Consider the following 18,295-nt stretch of genomic DNA (forward strand, 5'->3'; position numbering starts at 1 on the left):
TACCCGGCCATCCCGTCCGACCGGTACCGTCCCGGGATCTCCGGACGTTCGCGGTGGGAGCGCTTTCCCGATTGTTCGCCTCGTCGGCCCCTCCCGGGAGCCGACGAGTCGGCTGCGCGCATCCGGCGCGTCATTCATCCCTCAGCCGCCGGACGATCCGAGCACCAGGGAGACCGTCCGCTCCTTGCCGCCCCGTTCCAGGGTGAGTTCCAGCCGGTCACCGGGGCGGTGCGCCCGGGTCTTGACGATCAGCTCCTCCCCGGAGTGGACGCGCTGGCCGTCGACCTCGGTGATGACGTCTCCCGCCTTGATGCCGGCCTCGGCCCCCGGGCCGCCCTCGGTGACGGGCGCACCGCCCTCGCCGCCCTCGGTGGCGACCCGGGCGCCGTCGCCCGAGTAGTCCATGTCGAGGGTGATGCCGATGACCGGGTGGGTCGCCCTGCCGGTGTTGATCAGCTCCTCGGCGACCCGCTTGCCCTGGTTGATCGGTATGGCGAAGCCCAGGCCTATCGAGCCGGACCGTCCGCTGTCCGGGCCGGAGCCGCTCCCCGCCGAGCGGATGGCCGAGTTGATGCCGATCACCCGGGCCTGGGCGTCGAGGAGGGGCCCGCCGGAGTTGCCGGGGTTGATGGGCGCGTCGGTCTGCAGCGCGTCGACGTACGACACGTCGCTGCCGTCGCCCTTCTCGCCGCCGGCCGTGATGGGCCGCTGTGTGGCGCTGATGATGCCGGAGGTGACCGTGCCGGCCAGGTCGAAGGGCGCGCCGATGGCCACGACCGGGTCGCCGACCCGCACGTTGTCCGAGTTGCCCAGGGGCAGGGGGGTCAGGCCGCGCACGCCCTTCACCTTCACGACGGCCAGGTCGTAGCCGCTGTCCCGGCCGACCACCTCGCCGCGGGCGGTCTGCCCGCCGTCGAAGGTGACGGTGATGTCTCCGCCCGATCCGGCGGGCTGGACGACGTGGTTGTTGGTGAGGATGTGGCCGCGGGTGTCGAGGACGAACCCGGTGCCGGTGCCCTGCTCGCCCGAGCCGCTCACGTGCAGGGTGACCACGCTGGGCAGGGCCCGGCCGGCGATCCCGGCGACACTGCCGGCGTCCCGCCCCGCGGGCTCCTTCCCGGCCTGCGGCAGCTCGACGGCGCCGACACCTCCGTTGCGCTCCAGGTACGTGCCCACGGCACCGCCGATGCCGCCCGACACCAGCGCGATCACCACACCGGCGACAACGAGCGACGTCCGGCCCTTCCTGCGCCGCTGACCGGTGCTGAGCACGGCGGCGCCGTTCTGCTGCAGCGGTCCGTGGCTGCCGCCGGGCGCCGCCCACGGGTCGTAACGCTGCCAGGGGTCGAAGCCGTTGCCGGGGGCGGTCTGCCCGGCCGGGTCCCCGGCGGGGGCCGGGGCCGGCGGTGGGCCAGGCGCCGCGGGGCCGTTCGGCGACGCCTGGGCCGGCACCGGAGCGGCGGCCGACGGGGCCCGGACGGTGGGCTCGGCCTGCGCAGGCACCGGGGCGGGAACACCGGCCGACGGCAGCGGCGGCGCGCTGTGTGGTGCCGCCGCCGGCCCGCCCGGGGGCGGCACCGGCGCGGCTCCGTGGGACGCCGGTACGGGCGTGCCCGGCGCGACCGGATGGCCCGGGGTGGCCACGGCCTGGGTCGATGCGGCCGCGGGGTGCTGCACGGGCGGCGCGGGCGCCCAGGGCCCCGGTTCTCCGTAGGGCGGGGTGCTGTAGGGGTCCGGGTCGTGCAGCGGCTTCAGACCGCTCCCGGCGGGCACGGCAGTGGACGGCGAGGACACGTCCGCTGCGGCCGGGGTGGCGTCCGCGTGCAGGGCGGCGTCCTCGGCGGGGGCGGCCGACGCGTCCGCCTCCTCGGCCTGCCCGTCAGCCGACGCACGAGGTCCGGCCACGGGAGTCTCGGGGCTTCGCAGTTCGTAGTCGCCGTCGCCCTGACCGGTCCGCTCGCCCGGGGTGAGCCGGTCGGTTCGGTCGTCGACGACGCTCCGGCCTGCTGCGGGGCGTGCCAGTTCGAAGTCCCCGTCCGGCTCGGCGGACGCCGCCCCGGTGGTGCCCGCCGGGGCCGGCTGCGGTGCCCGGCCGGGGTCGTCCCCGCCCGTCGCCTGCCGCGGGCCGCTCCCCTCCGGCTCACCCGCGTCGTCCTGCGCCCGTGGCCTGCCCCACCACTTCGCCTTCGTGGGCTTCCCCTCGTCCATGCTCTCCCCACAGCCGCGGCACGGCCCGTCGCGGTGGCCGCAGTTCGTCGAATCGGCGCCCCGGCCCCTGCCTCGGCCGCGGGCGGCAACCCCCGGATTCAATCAGGTCCCCGGCCCACCGCGCAGGGACCGGTCAGTGGGCCGTGCGTGACGAGGGCGTCGAGGACGGGGCGGCGGTGGGATCCGTCAGCGGCACCGCGAGCAGGGGCGCGGTGATCTCGGGGACCGCGGACCACGAGGTCAGAGCGGCCGGTGTGGCCGCCTGCAGAGGACGTATCAGCGGGGACACGACCGCGGCGCCGGCCATGACCGGGGCGGCCAGCGCGTGCACCGCCTGGTGCGGGGCGGCGGGCGCGGGTACTCCGGGCAGCAGCGGTGCGGACACCTCGGTCGGGGCGACCGGGGGGTGGCCCAGCACGTTCTGCGTGAGCAGCGGGACGGCGGCGCGGCGACGCTGGGACTCGGGGGCCGTCGCCGCTCCCGTGCCCTGCGTGCGCATCGGCGTCACGTTGCTCCCCGTGCCCGAGCCGCTGCGGGCCTCGGTGTCGGTCGGGGTGCCGGCGGTGACACCGCCCAGCGCGATCGCGGCCAGGGACACCGCCCCGGCGGCCACGAAGGCGAACCGCAGCCGCGAGGAGGACCGGTCCGGGTCGGGCCGCCCCATGTCGTGGATACGGAAGCCCCGGCTCCCCGAGGGGAGACCGCTCCGGTCGGACGGCAGGGCGGGCACGTGGTCGCGGGAGGGGGCGTAGCCGAAGTCGAACCGGTCGCCGCGCTTCACGCCGAAGGCACCGGACGAGCCGAACCGTCCGGACACGCCGGGCGGCCCTCCCCCGCCCGGCGGTATGGCATCACCGTCCGGGCCGCCGCCCGCGGGTAGTCCCTGCAGGCGGGCCAGGAAGCTCTCGGAGGGGGGCGGCGGGGCCGCCTCCGCGAAGACGTTCTTCAGCCGGCGCTGGGCGTCCACCTCCGCCTTGCACTTCGGGCAGGTGGCCACGTGCGCCAGTACGCGCTCGCGCGCGTCATGACCGAGCTCCCCGTCCACCAGGGCGGAGAGTCGGTCTCCCAGGTGCTGCTCTGCGAGGTGTCCCTCGGAAGCCTCCGGTCGTGTTCCGCTCACGCGCTCGCGCCCCCTCCTCCCAGGGCGGGGACACGGGGCACGAAGGAGCGGCGCTCGGCACGCGCCTCCGGCGAGCGGTGCGCGAGGGCCTTGCGCAGCTGGGAGCGGCCACGGTGGATGCGCGAACGGACGGTGCCGAGCTTCACCCCGAGGGTCGCGGCGATCTCCTCGTACGACAGCCCCTCGATGTCGCACAGCACGACGGCGGCACGGAACTCGGGGGCCAGGGTGTCGAGGGCCTGCTGGACGTCCGCGTCGAAGTGCGCGTCGTTGAAGACCTGCTGGGGCGTGGGTTCCTTGCTGGCGAGCCGCTCGGCCGCGTCCTCGCCGAGCGCGTCGAAGCGGATGCGCTGCTTGCGGCGGACCATGTCCAGGAACAGGTTCGTGGTGATGCGGTGCAGCCAGCCCTCGAAGGTGCCGGGCGTGTAGGTGGACAGGGAGCGGAAGACGCGGACGAAGACCTCCTGCGTGAGGTCCTCCGCGTCGTGCTGGTTACCGGTCAGGCGGTAGGCGAGCCGGTAGACGCGGCCGCTGTGCGTGCTGACGATCTCCTCCCAGGTGGGCGGAGTCCACGCCTGCCCGTCCGCGTCGCTGGTGAAGGTCGCGGTCTGGGTGAAGCCGGCGTGGCTCTGGTCAGCAACGGTGTCGTTCACAGATGTCGGCCTGCCCGCCGATCCGAGGAAGCGCCTGAGCACTCCCGCACGATCGCCGGCCGCAGCCGCACCTCCCCTGTCAGCTCTGGTGGTGTCCAGTGGAGCCCCTACCATAGCCACCTCGCCCGTTAGGACCGGATAAGCGGTTTTACGAGAAATTGATGTGGGCTGATACGCCTCGTACTGCTGCGTCGGGACTTGCTCGCCGTCCTGATCCACCGTCCGCCCCCCCCGTCACGGCCCACGCCTGTCGCTCATCCCCTTAAACGACCGGTCCCATCTGCGGGTTCCCGCGCCCAACGGATACAGTCACGCCCAGGCATTCGCGGGGACAGGAGAGGGTCATTACCGGCAACCGGCAGACGAGCTGGGCGTTCGCCGACGCCTATGTCGCCGAGGACGAAGCGCTGCACTGGGCCCGGGACCGGGCCCGTGAGGCAGGGCTGCGCTCGGTGACGCCCGGCACGGGCGCCGCGCTGCGCTTGCTGGCCGCCTCCGTCGACGCGAAGGCCGTCGCGGAGATCGGGACGGGGTGCGGGGTCTCCGGGATCCACCTCCTGCACGGTATGCGGCCGGACGGCGTCCTGACGACCGTCGATCCGGAGCCGGAGCACCAGCAGTTCGCGCGCCAGGCCTTCCGCGCCTGCGGCTTCGCCAGCAACCGGGCGCGCTTCATCCCGGGCCGCGCCCTGGACGTGCTGCCCCGCCTGGCGGACGCCGGCTACGACCTGGTCTTCTGCGACGGCGACCGCCTCGAGGTCATGGACTACCTCGCCGAATCGTTGCGGCTGCTGCGCCCCGGCGGACTGGTCGTCTTCGAGGGCGCGTTCGCCAACGGACGGACCGTGGACTCCGGTCCGCAGCCCACCGAGGTGCTGCGGCTGCGGGAGCTGCTGCGCGCGGTGCGCGAGAGCCAGGAGCTGGTGCCGTCGCTGCTGCCGGTGGGCGACGGTCTGCTGTGCGCGGTGAAGCGCTAGCGGACCACGCGCGCGCGTGGCGGCCGGGTCAGGAACACGGACGGGCCCGCTCGCATGGCGGCGGGCCAGGACGGCGGACAGCCCGCCCGCTCGGTTGCCGGGGCAGGGCCCGGGGACGTCGGCGCAGGTCACGGGGGGGAAACAGCTACCCCGGCACCTCATGTGATGCCGGGGCAGCTGAAAGGGTATGGTCGCTTGCGCGTCAGCCGACGACCTTCTTGAGGGCGTCGCCGAGGGCGTCGGCCTCGTCCGGGGTCAGCTCGACGACGAGCCGACCGCCGCCTTCGAGCGGAACGCGCATGACGATGCCCCGCCCCTCCTTGGTCACCTCGAGCGGGCCATCACCCGTCCGCGGCTTCATGGCCGCCATGCTCGTTCCCCTTCCTGAAACCCAGCTCATCGTCAAAGCCGACGGCCCTGAGAAAGGGCACACGTGCGGCCCTTGTGGCAGGACACGCGACACCGGCATCGAACACATTGCTTCCCAGCCATTATCCCGCATCCCAGGACCCGATGACCAACATCGGTCGGCATCGCTTGGGCAACGCACGCGAGCAAAACCACTCAATTCGGCGATGAGGCTGCGATACTCCGCCACCGCACGCACATCCGCCGAACAGATCCGGACGAGAATTCTTTGACGCAGGTCACACGACCGGTCCGGTCTTCCGCCCGCGCTACCCGTCATGCTGTCCTGCAGACCCGGGACGTACCGGCCGGTACGTGCCTGATCCGCGACCGGAGGGGATACGCCATGGCCGACACCGTGCTCTACGAGGTGAGCGACGGGCTCGCGACGATCACGCTGAACCGCCCGGAGGCGATGAACGCGCTGAACGTGGCGGCCAAGGTCGCCCTGCGGGAGGCGGTCGAGTCCGCGGCGGGCGACGCCGCCGTGCGGGCGGTGCTGCTGACCGCTGCCGGTGACCGGGCGTTCTGCGTGGGTCAGGACCTGAAGGAGCACATCGGCCTGCTGGCCCGGGACCGGGAGACCGGCTCGGGGCAGACCATGAGCACGGTGCGGGAGCACTACAACCCGATCGTGCGGGCCCTGGCCGGGGCGAAGAAGCCGGTCGTCGCGGCGGTGAACGGGGTCGCGGCCGGGGCGGGCTTCGGCTTCGCGCTCGCGGCGGACTACCGGATCGTGGCGGACACGGCCTCGTTCAACACCTCGTTCGCCGGGGTCGCGCTGACCGCCGACTCGGGCGTCTCCTGGACGCTGCCGCGGGTGATCGGCCCCGGCCGCGCCACCGACCTGCTGCTCTTCCCACGCAGCATCAGCGCGCAGGAGGCGTACGAGCTCGGTGTCGCCAACCGGCTGGTGCCGGCCGGGGAGCTGCGCGCGGAGGCCGAGAAGGTGGCGCGGACGCTGGCCGAGGGGCCGACGGTGGCGTACGCGGCGCTGAAGGAGTCGGTGGCCCACGGGCTGACGCACTCGCTGGAGGAGACGCTGGAGAAGGAGGACGAGCTGCAGACCCGAGCGGGCTCCTCCGAGGACCACGCCATCGCCGTGCAGGCCTTCGTCAACAAGGAGAAGCCCAAGTACCTGGGCCGGTAGCACCCACGGGGGCGGGCACGCCCCCCGCCGGACCCTCCTCCAGGGCCTGTCCGACAATTCCCGCCGCCGCCCGGAGGGCGGCCTCGCTGCGTGCATGGCGTCGCGAGGCAGGAGGGAATCGTCGGACAGGCCCTAGCGGGCTCTCCTCGCCACGCACGCCTCCAGGTGGTCGTCGACCAGGCCGCACGCCTGCATCAGCGCGTACGCCGTCGTGGGGCCGACGAACCGCAGGCCCCGCTTCTTCAGCGCCTTGGACAGGGCCGTCGACTCGGGCGTGACCGGCGGGACGTCGGAGAGGGCCCTGGGGGCCGGGCGGGTGGCGGGGTCGGGGGCGTGCGACCAGATCAGCTCGTCCAGCTCGCCCGGGGACCACTCGGCCAGCACCCGGGCGTTGGCCATCGTCGCGTCGATCTTGGCGCGGTTGCGGATGATGCCGGCGTCGGCCATAAGGCGCTCGCGGTCCTCGTCCGTGAAGGCGGCCACCGAGGCGATCTCGAAACCGGCGAAGGCGGCGCGGAAGCCCGGGCGGCGGCGCAGGATGGTGATCCAGGACAGCCCGGACTGGAACGCCTCCAGGCTCAGCCGCTCGAACAGCGCGTCGTCGCCGTGGACCGGGCGGCCCCACTCCTCGTCGTGGTAGGCCACGTACTCGGGGGCGGACAGGGCCCAGGGGCAGCGCAGCGCACCGTCCGGGCCGGCGAGGGCGGCACCCGTGCTCACGAGCGGTCCTCCTGGCCGGGGGCCTGCTTGTCCATGGGGACACGGTGCTCGTCGGCGCCGTGCACCGGCCCGTGGGGCGCGGCCGAACGAGCCCCCGCCAGGGCCGACTCCAGGTCGGCGATGCGCGCGTCGCGCTCGGCCAGCTCCGCGCCCAGACGGCTCAGGGCGTCGTCCACGTCGGCCATCCGGTAGCCGCGGGCGGCCAGCGGGAAGCGCAGGCTCTCCACGTCGGCGCGCTCGACCGGGCGGTCCGCGGGCAGCGGGTCGCGCAGCCGCTCGGGCGCGGCCTCCGGCAACGGGCCGTTCTCGCCGCCGCCCACCACGGCGAGGGTCACGGCGGCGACCAAGACGGCGAGCGCGACGACCAGGAACAGGAACATAACCATCGCGGGCCCCCACGGTCGCATGGAACTTGAGTCTTCTCGGACGGACGGTGTCAGGGTCCGATCGTGCCATGCGAGTGTGACGGTTAGGGTCGCAGGCGGCGGAAGAGGGGCACCTACCAGGAAAGGTCACAGGGGATGCTCAGGCTGGGCGGGCGGGAATTCGGACCCCACGAGCCGGTGGTCATGGCGATCGTCAACCGGACCCCGGACTCCTTCTACGACCGGGGCGCCACTTTCCGCGACGAGCCGGCCCTCGCCCGCGTGGAGCAGGCCGTGGCCGACGGTGCCGCGATCATCGACATCGGCGGGGTCAAGGCCGGGCCGGGCGACGAGGTCACGGCCGAGGAGGAGGCCCGGCGCACGGTCGGGTTCGTGGCGGAGGTGCGCCGCCGGTTCCCGGACGTGATCATCAGCGTGGACACCTGGCGGGCGGAGGTCGGCCGGGCGGTGTGCGAGGCCGGGGCGGACGTGCTGAACGACGCGTGGGGCGGTGTCGACCCGGGCCTGGCGGAGGTCGCCGCCGAGTACGGGGCGGGGCTGGTGTGCACGCACGCCGGGGGCGCCGAGCCGCGCACCCGGCCGCACCGGGTCGAGTACGGCGACGTCATGGCCGACATCCTCGACGTCACGGTCGGACTGGCGGAGCGGGCGGTGTCGCTGGGCGTGCCGCGGGAGTCGGTCATGATCGACCCCGGGCACGACTTCGGGAAGAACACGCGGCACAGCCTGGAGGCGACGCGGCGGCTGGACGAGATGGTCGCCACGGGGTGGCCGGTGCTGGTGTCGCTGTCCAACAAGGACTTCGTCGGGGAGACGCTGGACCGGCCCGTGAAGGAGCGGGTGGTGGGGACGCTGGCGACCACGGCCGTGTCCGCGTGGCTGGGCGCGCAGGTGTACCGGGTGCACGAGGTGGCGGAGACGCGGCAGGTGCTGGAGATGGTCTCGGCGATCGCGGGGCATCGGGGTCCTGCCGTCGCCCGGCGGGGGCTGGCCTAGGGCCTGTCTGACGATTCCCTCCTGCCTCGCGACGCCATGCACGCACTCTCGCCGCGCCGGGCGCAGAGCCGAGTACATCCCGTACGACGCTCCACGCCCGGCACGCCGACAGCACGCACCTGACGCCGCGAGGCCGCCCTCCGGGCGACGGCGGGAATCGTCGGACAGGCCCTGGCCCGGGTACCAGGGGGCTTCGCCCCCTGGCCGCCCGGCCTTCGCCCACCCACCCGAACCGGTCGGGCGGGAGCCCGGCTCGCCTTACCTGCCCGCTTCCTTCGACACCAGGGCCACCGCCTCGTCCACGTCGTCGGTCACGTGGAACAGCAGCAGGTCCTTGTCGGCCGCCTTGCCCTGGGCGATCACCGTGTCGCGCAGCCAGTCCACCAGGCCGCCCCAGTAGTCCGTGCCGAAGAGGACGATGGGGAAGCGGGTGACCTTCTGGGTCTGGACCAGGGTGAGGGCCTCGAAGAGCTCGTCGAGGGTGCCGAGGCCGCCGGGCAGGACCACGAAGCCCTGCGCGTACTTGACGAACATCATCTTCCGCACGAAGAAGTAGCGGAAGTTGAGCCCGATGTCGACGTACGGGTTCAGCCCCTGCTCGAACGGCAGCTCGATGCCGAGGCCGACCGAGACGCCCTTCGCCTCGCAGGCGCCCTTGTTCGCGGCCTCCATGGCGCCCGGCCCGCCGCCGGTGATCACCGCGAATCCCGCCTCCACCAGGCCGCGGCCCAGCTGGACGCCGGCCTCGTACTCCGGGGAGTCCGCCGGGGTCCGGGCCGAACCGAACACGCTGATCGCGGGTGGCAGTTCGGCCAGCGTGCCGAAGCCCTCGATGAACTCCGACTGGATGCGCAGCACCCGCCAGGGGTCGGTGTGCACCCAGTCGGAGGGGGCGCGCTCGTCGAGCAGCCGCTGGTCCGTCGTCGCCGGCTGCACCTGGTCCCGCCTGCGGAGGACCGGGCCCAGGCGCTGTTCCTCCGGCGGCTGCTTCTTCCCCTCGGGGTTGCCGGTCGCCATGTGCGCTCCCTCCGTCGTGCCTGTCTTTCCACCTCAGCGTAGATCTACGCGGGTTACGAACGAGGGACGTGAGCATGTCCGCGATGGAGCGGCGTAAACACGGCGGGGGTGACCGCCGCGTCAGGCGGTGAGCCAGTTCCGCAGCCGCTCCTCGCCCGCCAGGATCTTGGCGACCTCCACGCGCTCGTCCCGCTTGTGGGCCAAGTGGGGGTTGCCGGGGCCGTAGTTGACCGCCGGGACGCCCAGCGCCGAGAAGCGGGAGACGTCGGTCCAGCCGTACTTCGGCATCGGGGTGCCGCCGACCGCCTCGATGAACGCCTTGGCCGCCGGGTGGGACAGTCCGGGCATCGCGGCCGGGCTGTGGTCGACGACCTCGAACCCGCTGAGCGCGCAGTCCGCGAAGACCTCCCGGACGTGCGCGACGGCCTCCTCGGGCGTGCGGTCGGGGGCGTAGCGGAAGTTGACGGTGACCACGCACTCGTCGGGGATGACGTTGCCGGCCACTCCCCCGGCGATGCCGACCGCGTTCAGGCCCTCGCGGTACTCCAGGCCGTCGATGACCGGCCACCGCGGCTCGTAGGCCGCCAGGCGGGCGAGGATCGGGGCCGCCGCGTGGATCGCGTTGGAGCCCATCCAGCCGCGCGCCGAGTGGGCCCGCTCGCCGGCGGTCCTCAGCAGGACCCGGAGGGTGCCCTGGCAGCCGCCCTCCACCTGGCCGTCGGACGGCTCCAGCAGAATCGCGAAATCGCCCGCCAGCCAGTCGGGGTGGGCCTCGGCGACGTGCTTGAGGCCGTTGAGCTCGGCGGCGACCTCCTCGTTGTCGTAGAAGACGAAGGTCAGGTCGCGGTTGGGGGCCGGGACGGTGGCCGCGATGCGCAGCTGGACCGCCACGCCGGACTTCATGTCACAGGTGCCGCAGCCCCACAGGACGCCGTCCTCGTCGAGCCGGGAGGGCACGTTGTCCGCGATCGGGACGGTGTCGATGTGCCCGGCCAGGACGACCCGTTCGGCGCGGCCCAGGTTCGTCCTGGCCACGACGTTGTTGCCGTACCGGTCGACCGTCAGGTGGGGCAGCGCGCGCAGGGCGGTCTCGACGGCGTCCGCGAGGGGCTTCTCGGTGCCGCTCTCGGAGCGGAAGTCGACGAGCCGGGCGGTGAGCTCCGCGGCGTCCAGCGTGAGGTCAAGCGAGGTGTCGGCCATGCCGTCGACCCTAACGCGCCAGGTCCCGCGGCCGCTGTCCGCACCGGGCTCCTGTCACTCCGTACTCTCCAGTACCTTGTACCGCGTGCCAGAGCAGTCTTCTCCCAAGCGTCGTGGCCGCCTCTTCCGATGCGGGTCCGCCTTCGTGGCCCTGCTCGCGGTCGCCGGTTACCTCGTCGTGCAGTACGTCACCGGGGGATCGGGCGGGCCGGGCTGCAAGGTCGTCTCGGGCAAGGGCGACGGGGCCTCGTACGAGTTCACGCCCGAGCAGGCGGTCAACGCCGCGACGATCACCGCCGTGGGCACCGCGCGGGGCCTGCCGGAGCGGGCGGTGACCATCGCGCTGGCCACCGCCCTGCAGGAGTCGGCCCTGCGCAACATCGACTACGGCGACCGCGACTCCCTCGGCCTGTTCCAGCAGCGGCCCTCGCAGGGCTGGGGCACGCCGCGCGAGATCATGGACCCGACGTACTCGGCGGGCGAGTTCTACGACCACCTGGTCAAGGTGCCCGGCTACACGCGCCTGCCGCTGACCGTCGCCGCGCAGCGGGTGCAGCGCAGCGGCTTCCCGCAGGCCTACGCCAAGCACGAACCGGACGCCGCGCTGCTGGCCGCGGCCCTGACCGGGCAGTCCGCGGCCACGCTGACCTGCGAGGGCCGCCCGGGCGCGACGCGCGCCTCGGGCGCGGACGGGGTGCGGGCCGCGCTGGTGCGGGACTTCGGCCGGGACGTGCTGGCACCGGCCGCCGCACAGGTGGACGCCTCCCCGACGGCCGCGTCGACGCCCTCGCCGGGTACTGCGGGCGCGACCGCGCCCGCCCCCGGCGCCCCGGCCGACGTGGCGCCCTCCCGCAGCGCCTCGGCCGCGCCGGAGCCCTCTGCGAGTGTCTCGGCCGGCGACGGCGGCCGGACCGTCACCCTCCCGGTGACCCCGGGCACGCCGGGTGCCGGGCGCGCGGCGGACCAGCGGGGCTGGCAGCTGGCGCACTGGGCGGTGGCCAACGCCTCGGAGCTGCACATCGCACGGGTCGCCTACGGGGGCCGGGAGTGGGTCGCGGGGAACACGGCCAGCGAGTGGCGCGAGGCCCCCGCGGCGGGCACTGCGGGCGCCGAACGGGACGCGGAGGCGGTCCGCATCGTCACGATGCGCTGACTCGGGCAGGGGTGCGGGGCCTCACTCCGGAGAGTTGCCCTACCGGTGGTCCGGGGCCCGGGTGGGCAGGTTTTCGCACGCTCACCCCACGTACCCCGAAATCCCTTGGGAACAAAGGGCGGGAAGGTTTCCGCGGGCGTTTCCGCAGGGGCCTCTTTGACCGTTTTTATCCGCAGCCGATAATGCGACGCATTACCAACTCTTTACGTCGGGTCGCCGCAACCTTCGCGGGCTTCGAGCGGTAGTCACTGCGTCCGAGCCGGGGCGATCGACAGCCGGTCGATCAACTACCGGACCCCATCGGACAGTTCACGAACTCACTGTTTTCACCCGTCGAAGGAGCACCATGTCCCTCCCCCTGACCCGCCGGATCGCCCGTGCCGCGCTGCTCGTCGCTGCGGGAGCGGCTGCCGGGGTCGGTGCGGCCGGCTCCGCCAGCGCGGCCCCCGAGCTGCCCGCCACCCCCAACCTCGGTGGCCTGACCGCCCTGGACGGGGCGAACGTCGCCAACACCGTCGACGGTGCGGCGCAGAACGTCACCGAGTCCGCGGGCGAGACCGGCGGCAAGACCGTCAAGAAGGCGGTGCCGGCCGCGGGCAGGACCGGCGGCAAGGCGGTCAAGCAGACCACGCCCGTGGCGCAGAAGGCGGCCGGTGACGCGGCCGGCACGGCCGGTCAGCTCGTCGGCGACACCGCGGGTTCGGCCGAGGGCGGTCTGCCGACCGACTCCCTGGCCAAGGGCGGCGTGCCGTCGGCCGACTCGCTGCCGGTGAAGAGCCTGCCGCTCGGCTGACGGGCCGGTGTCCTGACAGGGCGAAGGGGTCCGGGGAGCGCTCCCCGGACCCCTTCGCCCTGTCCGCGTGGCCCGGCGTGCGGTCACAGCCGCCGTACGGCGGCCGCCACCCTCTCGTCCGTCGCCGTGAACGCCACCCGGACGAACTGCGCGCCCGCGGGGCCGTAGAAGTCGCCCGGGGCCACCAGGATGCCGAGGTCCGCGAGGTGGGCGACGGTGTCCCAGCAGGACTCGCCGCGCGTCGCCCACAGGTACAGGCTCGCCTCGCTGTGCTCGATGCGGAAACCGTGCCCGAGCAGCGCCTCGCGCAGCAGGGCGCGGCGGGCGGCGTAGCGCTCGCGCTGGACGTGGACGTGCTCGTCGTCGCCGAGGGCCGCGACGACCGCCGCCTGGGTCGGCGCGGACGTCATCATCCCGCCGTGCTTGCGGATCTCCAGCAGCGGGCCGAGGACCGCCGGGTCGCCCGCCAGGAAGGCGGCGCGGTAGCCAGCCAGGTTCGAGCGCTTGGACAGGGAGTGCACGGCGACGATGCCCTCGTACGAGCCGCCGTTGACGTCCGGGTGCAGGACGGAGACCGGGTCGGCCTCCCAGCCCAGTTCCAGGTAGCACTCGTCGGAGACGAGCAGGACGCCGTGCTCGCGGGCCCAGGCGACGGTCCGGGTCAGCTCCTCCTTGGACAGCACCTTGCCCGTCGGGTTCGACGGGGAGTTGAGCCACAGGAGCTTCAGGCCCTCGGGGTCCGGCGCGGTCGGGTCGTCGTAGGCCTCGTACGCGGCGCGGGCCAGCCGGGCGCCGACCTCGTAGGTCGGGTAGGCCAGCCGCGGGAAGGCCACGCGGTCGCCGGGGCCGAGACCGAGCTGGGTCGGGAGCCAGGCGACGAGTTCCTTGGAGCCGACGATCGGCAGCACGTGGCGGTGGGTGACCTCCCGGGCGCCGAGGCGGCGCTCGACCCAGCCGGTGATCGCGTCGCGCAGCTCGGGCGTGCCCCAGACGGTCGGGTAGCCCGGCGAGTCCGCCGCGGCCACCAGGGCCTTCTGGATCAACTCGGGAACCGGGTCGACCGGGGTGCCGACGGACAGGTCCACGATGCCGTCCGGGTGGGCGGCGGCCGTCGCCTTGTAGGGCGCCAGCTTGTCCCAGGGGAAGGCGGGGAGGCGGTCGGAGACTGCGGACACGGGTTCTGGCTCACTTTCTGGTCCGTACGAGCCGGGTGACGGCGAACGCCTCGGCCCCGTACGGCGATCAACGGGTGATCGGGCCGTACGGGACCGAGGCGGCGCTGGCGCGGACCGCTCTTACTGGTTCTGCGGCGGCAGCGCGGCGACGAACGGGTGGTCCCGCTCGATCAGCCCCAGCTTGCTGGCCCCGCCGGGCGAGCCGAGATCGTCGAAGAACTCGACGTTCGCCTTGTAGTAGTCCTTCCACTCCTCGGGAGTGTCGTCCTCGTAGAAGATGGCCTCCACCGGGCACACCGGCTCGCAGGCCCCACAGTCGACGCATTCGTCCGGGTGGATGTACAAGGACCGCTGGCCCTCGTAGATGCAGTCGACCGGGCACTCCTCGATGCACGCCTTGTCCTTGACGTCGACACAAGGCTGCGCGATGACGTAGGTCACGCTGTCGTTCCTCCTCGATAGGGCGCTGGCGGGCCTCCTCAGGCTCCGCCGCCTGGCGCGCGGGAGCGCGGCGTCGTCGATGCCCGCCCCTAGTATCTCCGTTCCTGGGCATGATCCGAACAGGAGGGGTGAACTGACCTGTGGAAATCTCTGCCGCCGGGCGACTCGAGGTCCGTGTCACGCCTGCTGACGTGGGCAAACGGGTCTCCGTGCGGAGCTTGATCGAACCTCCGGTTTCGCTGGAGAAGTTCACCGACACGGTCGGTGTTCTCACATCATGGGACAACGGTGTGCTGCTGATCACACGCAGGAGTGGCGAGCGTGTCCGCATAGCGGAGTCCGCACTGGTCGCGGGCAAGGTCGTGCCCGCCGCCCCGGCGCGTCGCCGTGGCCCGGCCGCCTCCTACGAGGAACTGGCCCGGGTCGCCGCGCGGGCCTGGCCGCCCGTGGAGAGCGAGCGGCTCGGGGACTGGGAGCTGCGCGCCGCGTCCGGGTTCACCCGCCGCGCCAACTCGGTGCTGCCGCTGGGCGAGCCGGGCCTGCCGCTCGACGAGGCCCTCGACGCCGTGCGCCGCTGGTACGGCGAGCGCGGCCTGCCCGCCTACGTGCAGACCGCGACCGGCGCGGAGGGCGCTCAGGAGCTGCTCTGCGCCGCGCTGGAGGAGCGGGGCTGGGTGCGGGAGGTGACCGCCGAGCTGTGGGTGGGGCCGCTGGCGCCGGTCGCCGACCTGGAGCAGTCGCCGCAGGTCGTGCTGTCCCGTGACGCCGGCGAGGACTGGCTGGCCCGCTACCGGCGCAAGGGTGTGGGCGAGGCGGCCCTGCGGGTGCTGCGCGCGGGCCCGTCCGTGTGGTTCGCGACCGTGCCCGGGCCGTCGGAGCCGGCCGCCATCGGACGGTGCGTGGTGGACGGGCGCTGGGCCGGGTTCGCCGCCGTCGAGGTCGACCCGGCGCTGCGGCGCCGGGGCCTCGGGACGGCCGTGATGGCCACGCTGGCCCGCCGGGCGCTCGACGAGGGCGCGTCGGCCGCCTGGCTCCAGGTCGAGACCGGCAACGCGGCGGCGCGGGCGCTGTACGCCGGGATGGGCTTCGCCGCGCACCACGCCTACCATCACTACCGGGCGCCGGACAGCACCGGCGGGCCGGCCGGTGACGGAACGTCGTGAGAGGGCCCGAACCAGCCATGCGTCCCCCCTTCCCCCCGCCCCCGGAACGCTCCGCCGAGCTGCGCCGGCGGTTCGCCGAAGAGGCCCGGTCCGAGCGGCCCGACCTGTCCACGCTGTGCCTGCTGGTGGGCGCGGAGGCGGACGGCGACCTCGACGAGGCGGGCCTGGACGCCGCCCAGGTGGAACTGGACCGGCTCGCCGGGCTGCTGCCCTACCGGCCCGGCGGACCGCGTGCCTGGGCGCTCGCGCTGCGCGACCTGCTCGGTGAGCGGCTCGGCTTCCACGGCACGCCGGCCGACTACCGGCGGCTGGAGTCCTCCCTGCTGCACGCGGTGCTCACCCGGCGCCGGGGGCTGCCGATCCTGTTGTCCGTGGTGTGGATCGAGGTGGCCCGGCGCGCCGGGGCGCCCGTGTACGGGATCGCCCTGCCGGGGCACTTCGTGGTCGGTTTCGGGCCCGACGAGGGGCAGGTGCTCGCCGACCCCTTCGACGGGGGGCGGGTGCTGAGCGGCGGGGACGCGGAGCTGCTGGTGGCCGGGGCCACGGGTACGGGTCTGGAGCCGGCGATGCTGCGGCCCGCGGATCCGCTGGACGTGGTGCTGCGGATCCTGAACAACGTGCGGGCGTGGGCCGCGGCCCGTCCCGAGCGGTCGGACGTGGCGTTGTGGGCGGTCGAGCTGTCCCTGCTGCTGCCCTCTCATCCGGCGCGGTTGCGGTACGAGCGGGCGCAGGTCCTGGTGCGGCGCGGGGACTTCCTGGCCGGGGCCCTGGAGCTGGAGGCCTATGCGGAGGTCGTCTCGGCGGTGGACGACAGGGCCGCGGAACAAGTGCGGGGGGAGGCTTCGGCGGCCAGGGCGATGTTGAACTGAGCCGTCTCGCCGTGGGGCCCATGCTGCCCGGCGCACGCGGGTGCGGCGCTCCTCGGCGCGCAGTCCCCCGGGCCGCTGACGGGGCGCTTGTCCGACCGGCCCTTTGCTCCTGCTCCCGGAGGACCGCCTCCGCGCGGTTGCGCACCGCCGGGATGACGGACGCGAGCCCCCCGCCCTCGATGGGCGGGGGGCTCGCGTCGCGGCGGGCGCCGGGGGTCAGTTCGGCTTGGTGTCGATGACCCCGACGCGCTCCGCGGGCGTCTTGCCGCGCAGGGCCTCGCGCAGGGCCGCGACGACGTCCTGCGGTATGACGTCGCGCTTGCCGCTCGCGCCCTCGACCTGCACGCCGTCGAAGGTCTGCCCGTAGGCCTCCTGGAGCGCCTTGAGGTCGTAGGTGTCCACGAGCTTGCCGTCGACGGCCTTGAAGCTGAGGATCTTCGGCAGGGAGACCGGGCCGAAGTCGATGCTGTGGGCCGCGTCGGTGCGGACGGTGACCAGGTCGGACATCGCGGGCTGCGCGATCTCCTTCAGCACCCGGTCGACCTCGGCGTCGGAGACCGTCGGCTGCCGGGTGGTGGTCGGCAGGGTGACGGCGCCCGCCGCGCCGGTCTCCACCTGGGTGCGGTACGCCTGCTCCACCGCCGCCGTCGACTTGGCGAGGTCGACGCCCTTGCCGGGCTTGCCGTAGACGGGGACGGCCTTGCCGCCCTCGAACTTGATCGTGCCGTCGGTCGAACCGCCCGAGCCGCCCGCGGCGTTGCGCAGGGAAGCGTGCAGCTTCTCCTCGTCGACCGGCATGACCGGGGTGACGATCCGGTGGTTCCCGAAGAGGGAGCCGATCACGGAGACCGGGTTGTAGTCGCTCTTCGCCGCCGCGTCGACCGTGGCGTCCATGTCGAACTGGAGGCCGGCGTTGTCCGGGTCGAGGGAGACGGTCCTGCCGTCCACCGAGAGCTTCAGCGGCTTGCCCGCCTGCTCCTCGAAGGCCGCGTCGAGCTTCTTCACGGCACCGTCGCGCGTGGTGCCGCCGATGTCGACGCCGAGCACGGTGGTGCCCTTGGGCACGTCGGTGCGGTTCATCAGCAGGCCCGCGCCGTAGAGGCCGCCGGCGGCCACGACCAGGCCGGCCGCGAGCAGGACGAGCTTGTTGCGGCCCTTCTTCCTCGGTGCCTTCGACGAGTTCGCCGCGGGCGGCGAGGCCGGCCCCGGCTTCGGGACCGACTGCGGCGCCGGGCCGTCGCCGGGCGTGCCCGGGCCGAACGGCGAGCCGGTGCCGGGGGTCACGACGGGCATGCCGCTGGTGACGGTGTGGCCGGAGACGTTGTCGTGCCGGGGGTAGCCCTGGCCGTCCGACGGCTCGGGGACCTGCTTCTGCGGGGTGAGGACGGCGGTGTCGTCGCTCAGCCCGCCGCCGGGGTCCGCGGCGCCCGGGGCGGTGGGGCCGCCGGCGGCCGCGGGGCCGGTGGGGGCGCCGGGACCGCCGCCTGTGGCCCGCGGGCCCGCGGGAGCGCCCGGGCCACCCGGACGACCCGAGTCGTGGAAGGCGCCGGGGGTGCCCGGGCCACCGGGGGCGCCGGGGCGGCCGGGATCGCTGAAGTTCTCGGGCCCGCCGGGCCTGCCCGGCTCGCCGAAGGCCGGACCACCGGGGCCGCCGGTCGCGTGGAAGCCACCGGCGCCGTCCGGCGCGTCGCTGAACCCGCCGGGCACACCGGAGCCGCCGGCCCGGGCCGGGCCGCCCTGCGGGTCGAAGGCGTGGGGGCCACCGGGGCCCTCGGGAAGGTGGTAGGAGCCGGTGTCCTCGGGATTGCCCTGCCCGGCGAAGCCGCCGTGCGCGCCGAAGGCGTCGGGGCCCTCGGGAAGGCCGTA

General features: G+C 74.0%; 17 protein-coding genes and 1 pseudogene. 7 read left to right on the forward strand and 11 right to left on the reverse strand.

Features of this window, described 5'->3' with window-relative positions:
* Nucleotides 1-141 precede the first annotated feature (141 nt).
* The 3 genes from Q5694_RS31365 to sigE all read right to left on the reverse strand — a co-directional run bounded on the left by Q5694_RS31365 (nucleotide 142) and on the right by sigE (nucleotide 4,023).
* Nucleotides 142-2,208, reverse strand: coding sequence for a trypsin-like peptidase domain-containing protein (locus tag Q5694_RS31365; protein WP_333936895.1), 2,067 nt, complete (start codon nucleotides 2,206-2,208; stop codon nucleotides 142-144).
* 133 nt (nucleotides 2,209-2,341) lie between these two features.
* Nucleotides 2,342-3,328, reverse strand: a complete 987-nt coding sequence (locus tag Q5694_RS31370) for an anti-sigma factor family protein (protein ID WP_333936896.1) — start codon at nucleotides 3,326-3,328, stop codon at nucleotides 2,342-2,344.
* Entirely contained in the window at nucleotides 3,325-4,023 is a 699-nt protein-coding gene (sigE, locus tag Q5694_RS31375) for an RNA polymerase sigma factor SigE (RefSeq protein ID WP_333936897.1), read from the reverse strand. Before sigE ends, Q5694_RS31370 begins: the two co-directional genes overlap by 4 nt.
* A 236-nt stretch (nucleotides 4,024-4,259) precedes the next feature.
* Between sigE and Q5694_RS31380 the strand changes: the two genes are divergently transcribed.
* Nucleotides 4,260-4,958, forward strand: a complete 699-nt coding sequence (locus Q5694_RS31380) for an O-methyltransferase (RefSeq protein WP_333936915.1) — start codon at nucleotides 4,260-4,262, stop codon at nucleotides 4,956-4,958.
* 202 nt (nucleotides 4,959-5,160) lie between these two features.
* On the opposite strand, the gene Q5694_RS31385 is transcribed toward Q5694_RS31380, so the two are convergent.
* Nucleotides 5,161-5,328 carry a DUF3117 domain-containing protein gene (locus Q5694_RS31385; RefSeq protein WP_003966491.1) on the reverse strand — a complete coding sequence of 56 codons (168 nt, stop codon included), beginning with the start codon at nucleotides 5,326-5,328 and terminating at the stop codon, nucleotides 5,161-5,163.
* 384 nt (nucleotides 5,329-5,712) lie between these two features.
* Between Q5694_RS31385 and Q5694_RS31390 the strand changes: the two genes are divergently transcribed.
* Entirely contained in the window at nucleotides 5,713-6,516 is an 804-nt protein-coding gene (locus tag Q5694_RS31390) for an enoyl-CoA hydratase/isomerase family protein (protein ID WP_333936903.1), read from the forward strand.
* A gap of 132 nt (nucleotides 6,517-6,648) precedes the next feature.
* Here the strand turns inward: Q5694_RS31390 and Q5694_RS31395 are convergent, their stop codons facing one another.
* Both Q5694_RS31395 and Q5694_RS31400 read right to left on the reverse strand, forming a co-directional pair.
* Complete coding sequence (locus tag Q5694_RS31395; RefSeq protein ID WP_333936904.1) at nucleotides 6,649-7,236, reverse strand: DNA-3-methyladenine glycosylase I; 588 nt, start codon at nucleotides 7,234-7,236, stop codon at nucleotides 6,649-6,651.
* Nucleotides 7,233-7,622, reverse strand: coding sequence for a DivIVA domain-containing protein (locus Q5694_RS31400; protein WP_333936905.1), 390 nt, complete (start codon nucleotides 7,620-7,622; stop codon nucleotides 7,233-7,235). The genes Q5694_RS31395 and Q5694_RS31400 overlap by 4 nt, the downstream gene beginning before the upstream one ends.
* A gap of 135 nt (nucleotides 7,623-7,757) precedes the next feature.
* Between Q5694_RS31400 and folP the strand changes: the two genes are divergently transcribed.
* Nucleotides 7,758-8,618, forward strand: coding sequence for a dihydropteroate synthase (gene folP / locus Q5694_RS31405; RefSeq protein ID WP_333936906.1), 861 nt, complete (start codon nucleotides 7,758-7,760; stop codon nucleotides 8,616-8,618).
* Between the two features lie 258 nt (nucleotides 8,619-8,876).
* On the opposite strand, the gene Q5694_RS31410 is transcribed toward folP, so the two are convergent.
* A complete protein-coding gene (locus Q5694_RS31410) occupies nucleotides 8,877-9,635 on the reverse strand; it encodes a TIGR00730 family Rossman fold protein (protein WP_333936907.1) in 759 nt (252 codons plus the stop codon).
* 120 nt (nucleotides 9,636-9,755) lie between these two features.
* Nucleotides 9,756-10,835, reverse strand: coding sequence for a succinyl-diaminopimelate desuccinylase (gene dapE / locus Q5694_RS31415; protein WP_333936908.1), 1,080 nt, complete (start codon nucleotides 10,833-10,835; stop codon nucleotides 9,756-9,758).
* A gap of 85 nt (nucleotides 10,836-10,920) precedes the next feature.
* Between dapE and Q5694_RS31420 the strand changes: the two genes are divergently transcribed.
* Together Q5694_RS31420 and Q5694_RS31425 are read left to right on the forward strand one after the other, a co-directional pair.
* On the forward strand, nucleotides 10,921-11,988 hold the full coding sequence (locus tag Q5694_RS31420; RefSeq protein ID WP_333936909.1) for a heavy metal transporter: 1,068 nt from the start codon (nucleotides 10,921-10,923) through the stop codon (nucleotides 11,986-11,988).
* Nucleotides 11,989-12,334: 346 nt separating this feature from the next.
* Complete coding sequence (locus Q5694_RS31425; protein WP_333936910.1) at nucleotides 12,335-12,781, forward strand: ATP-binding protein; 447 nt, start codon at nucleotides 12,335-12,337, stop codon at nucleotides 12,779-12,781.
* Nucleotides 12,782-12,864: 83 nt separating this feature from the next.
* On the opposite strand, the gene Q5694_RS31430 is transcribed toward Q5694_RS31425, so the two are convergent.
* Nucleotides 12,865-13,956 carry a bifunctional succinyldiaminopimelate transaminase/glutamate-prephenate aminotransferase gene (locus tag Q5694_RS31430; RefSeq protein ID WP_333936911.1) on the reverse strand — a complete coding sequence of 364 codons (1,092 nt, stop codon included), beginning with the start codon at nucleotides 13,954-13,956 and terminating at the stop codon, nucleotides 12,865-12,867.
* Between the two features lie 120 nt (nucleotides 13,957-14,076).
* Nucleotides 14,077-14,397, reverse strand: a complete 321-nt coding sequence (gene fdxA, locus Q5694_RS31435) for a ferredoxin (protein ID WP_014048159.1) — start codon at nucleotides 14,395-14,397, stop codon at nucleotides 14,077-14,079.
* Between the two features lie 140 nt (nucleotides 14,398-14,537).
* On the opposite strand from fdxA, the gene Q5694_RS31440 reads away from it, so the two are divergent.
* On the forward strand, nucleotides 14,538-15,560 hold the full coding sequence (locus Q5694_RS31440) for a GNAT family N-acetyltransferase (protein WP_333936912.1): 1,023 nt from the start codon (nucleotides 14,538-14,540) through the stop codon (nucleotides 15,558-15,560).
* Nucleotides 15,561-15,577: 17 nt separating this feature from the next.
* Nucleotides 15,578-16,429 carry a transglutaminase-like domain-containing protein gene (locus Q5694_RS31445; RefSeq protein WP_333936913.1) on the forward strand — a complete coding sequence of 284 codons (852 nt, stop codon included), beginning with the start codon at nucleotides 15,578-15,580 and terminating at the stop codon, nucleotides 16,427-16,429.
* 216 nt (nucleotides 16,430-16,645) lie between these two features.
* On the opposite strand, the pseudogene Q5694_RS31450 reads toward Q5694_RS31445, so the two are convergent.
* Nucleotides 16,646-18,295 (reverse strand): annotated as a pseudogene (locus Q5694_RS31450) (hypothetical protein); the annotation flags it as partial.

The sequence above is a fragment of the Streptomyces sp. AHA2 genome, assembly GCF_036857595.1.
Lineage (GTDB): Bacteria > Actinomycetota > Actinomycetes > Streptomycetales > Streptomycetaceae > Streptomyces.

What these genes read in the sequence shown, in the direction of transcription:
- Q5694_RS31365 (WP_333936895.1), bottom strand. Translation starts at nt 2,208, where the DNA reads ATGGACGAGGGGAAGCCCACGAAGGCGAAGTGGTGGGGCAGGCCACGG.
- Q5694_RS31385 (WP_003966491.1), bottom strand. Translation starts at nt 5,328, where the DNA reads ATGGCGGCCATGAAGCCGCGGACGGGTGATGGCCCGCTCGAGGTGACC.
- Q5694_RS31390 (WP_333936903.1), top strand. Translation starts at nt 5,713, where the DNA reads ATGGCCGACACCGTGCTCTACGAGGTGAGCGACGGGCTCGCGACGATC.
- Q5694_RS31400 (WP_333936905.1), bottom strand. Translation starts at nt 7,622, where the DNA reads ATGGTTATGTTCCTGTTCCTGGTCGTCGCGCTCGCCGTCTTGGTCGCC.
- folP (WP_333936906.1), top strand. Translation starts at nt 7,758, where the DNA reads ATGCTCAGGCTGGGCGGGCGGGAATTCGGACCCCACGAGCCGGTGGTC.
- Q5694_RS31410 (WP_333936907.1), bottom strand. Translation starts at nt 9,635, where the DNA reads ATGGCGACCGGCAACCCCGAGGGGAAGAAGCAGCCGCCGGAGGAACAG.
- dapE (WP_333936908.1), bottom strand. Translation starts at nt 10,835, where the DNA reads ATGGCCGACACCTCGCTTGACCTCACGCTGGACGCCGCGGAGCTCACC.
- Q5694_RS31425 (WP_333936910.1), top strand. Translation starts at nt 12,335, where the DNA reads ATGTCCCTCCCCCTGACCCGCCGGATCGCCCGTGCCGCGCTGCTCGTC.
- Q5694_RS31445 (WP_333936913.1), top strand. Translation starts at nt 15,578, where the DNA reads ATGCGTCCCCCCTTCCCCCCGCCCCCGGAACGCTCCGCCGAGCTGCGC.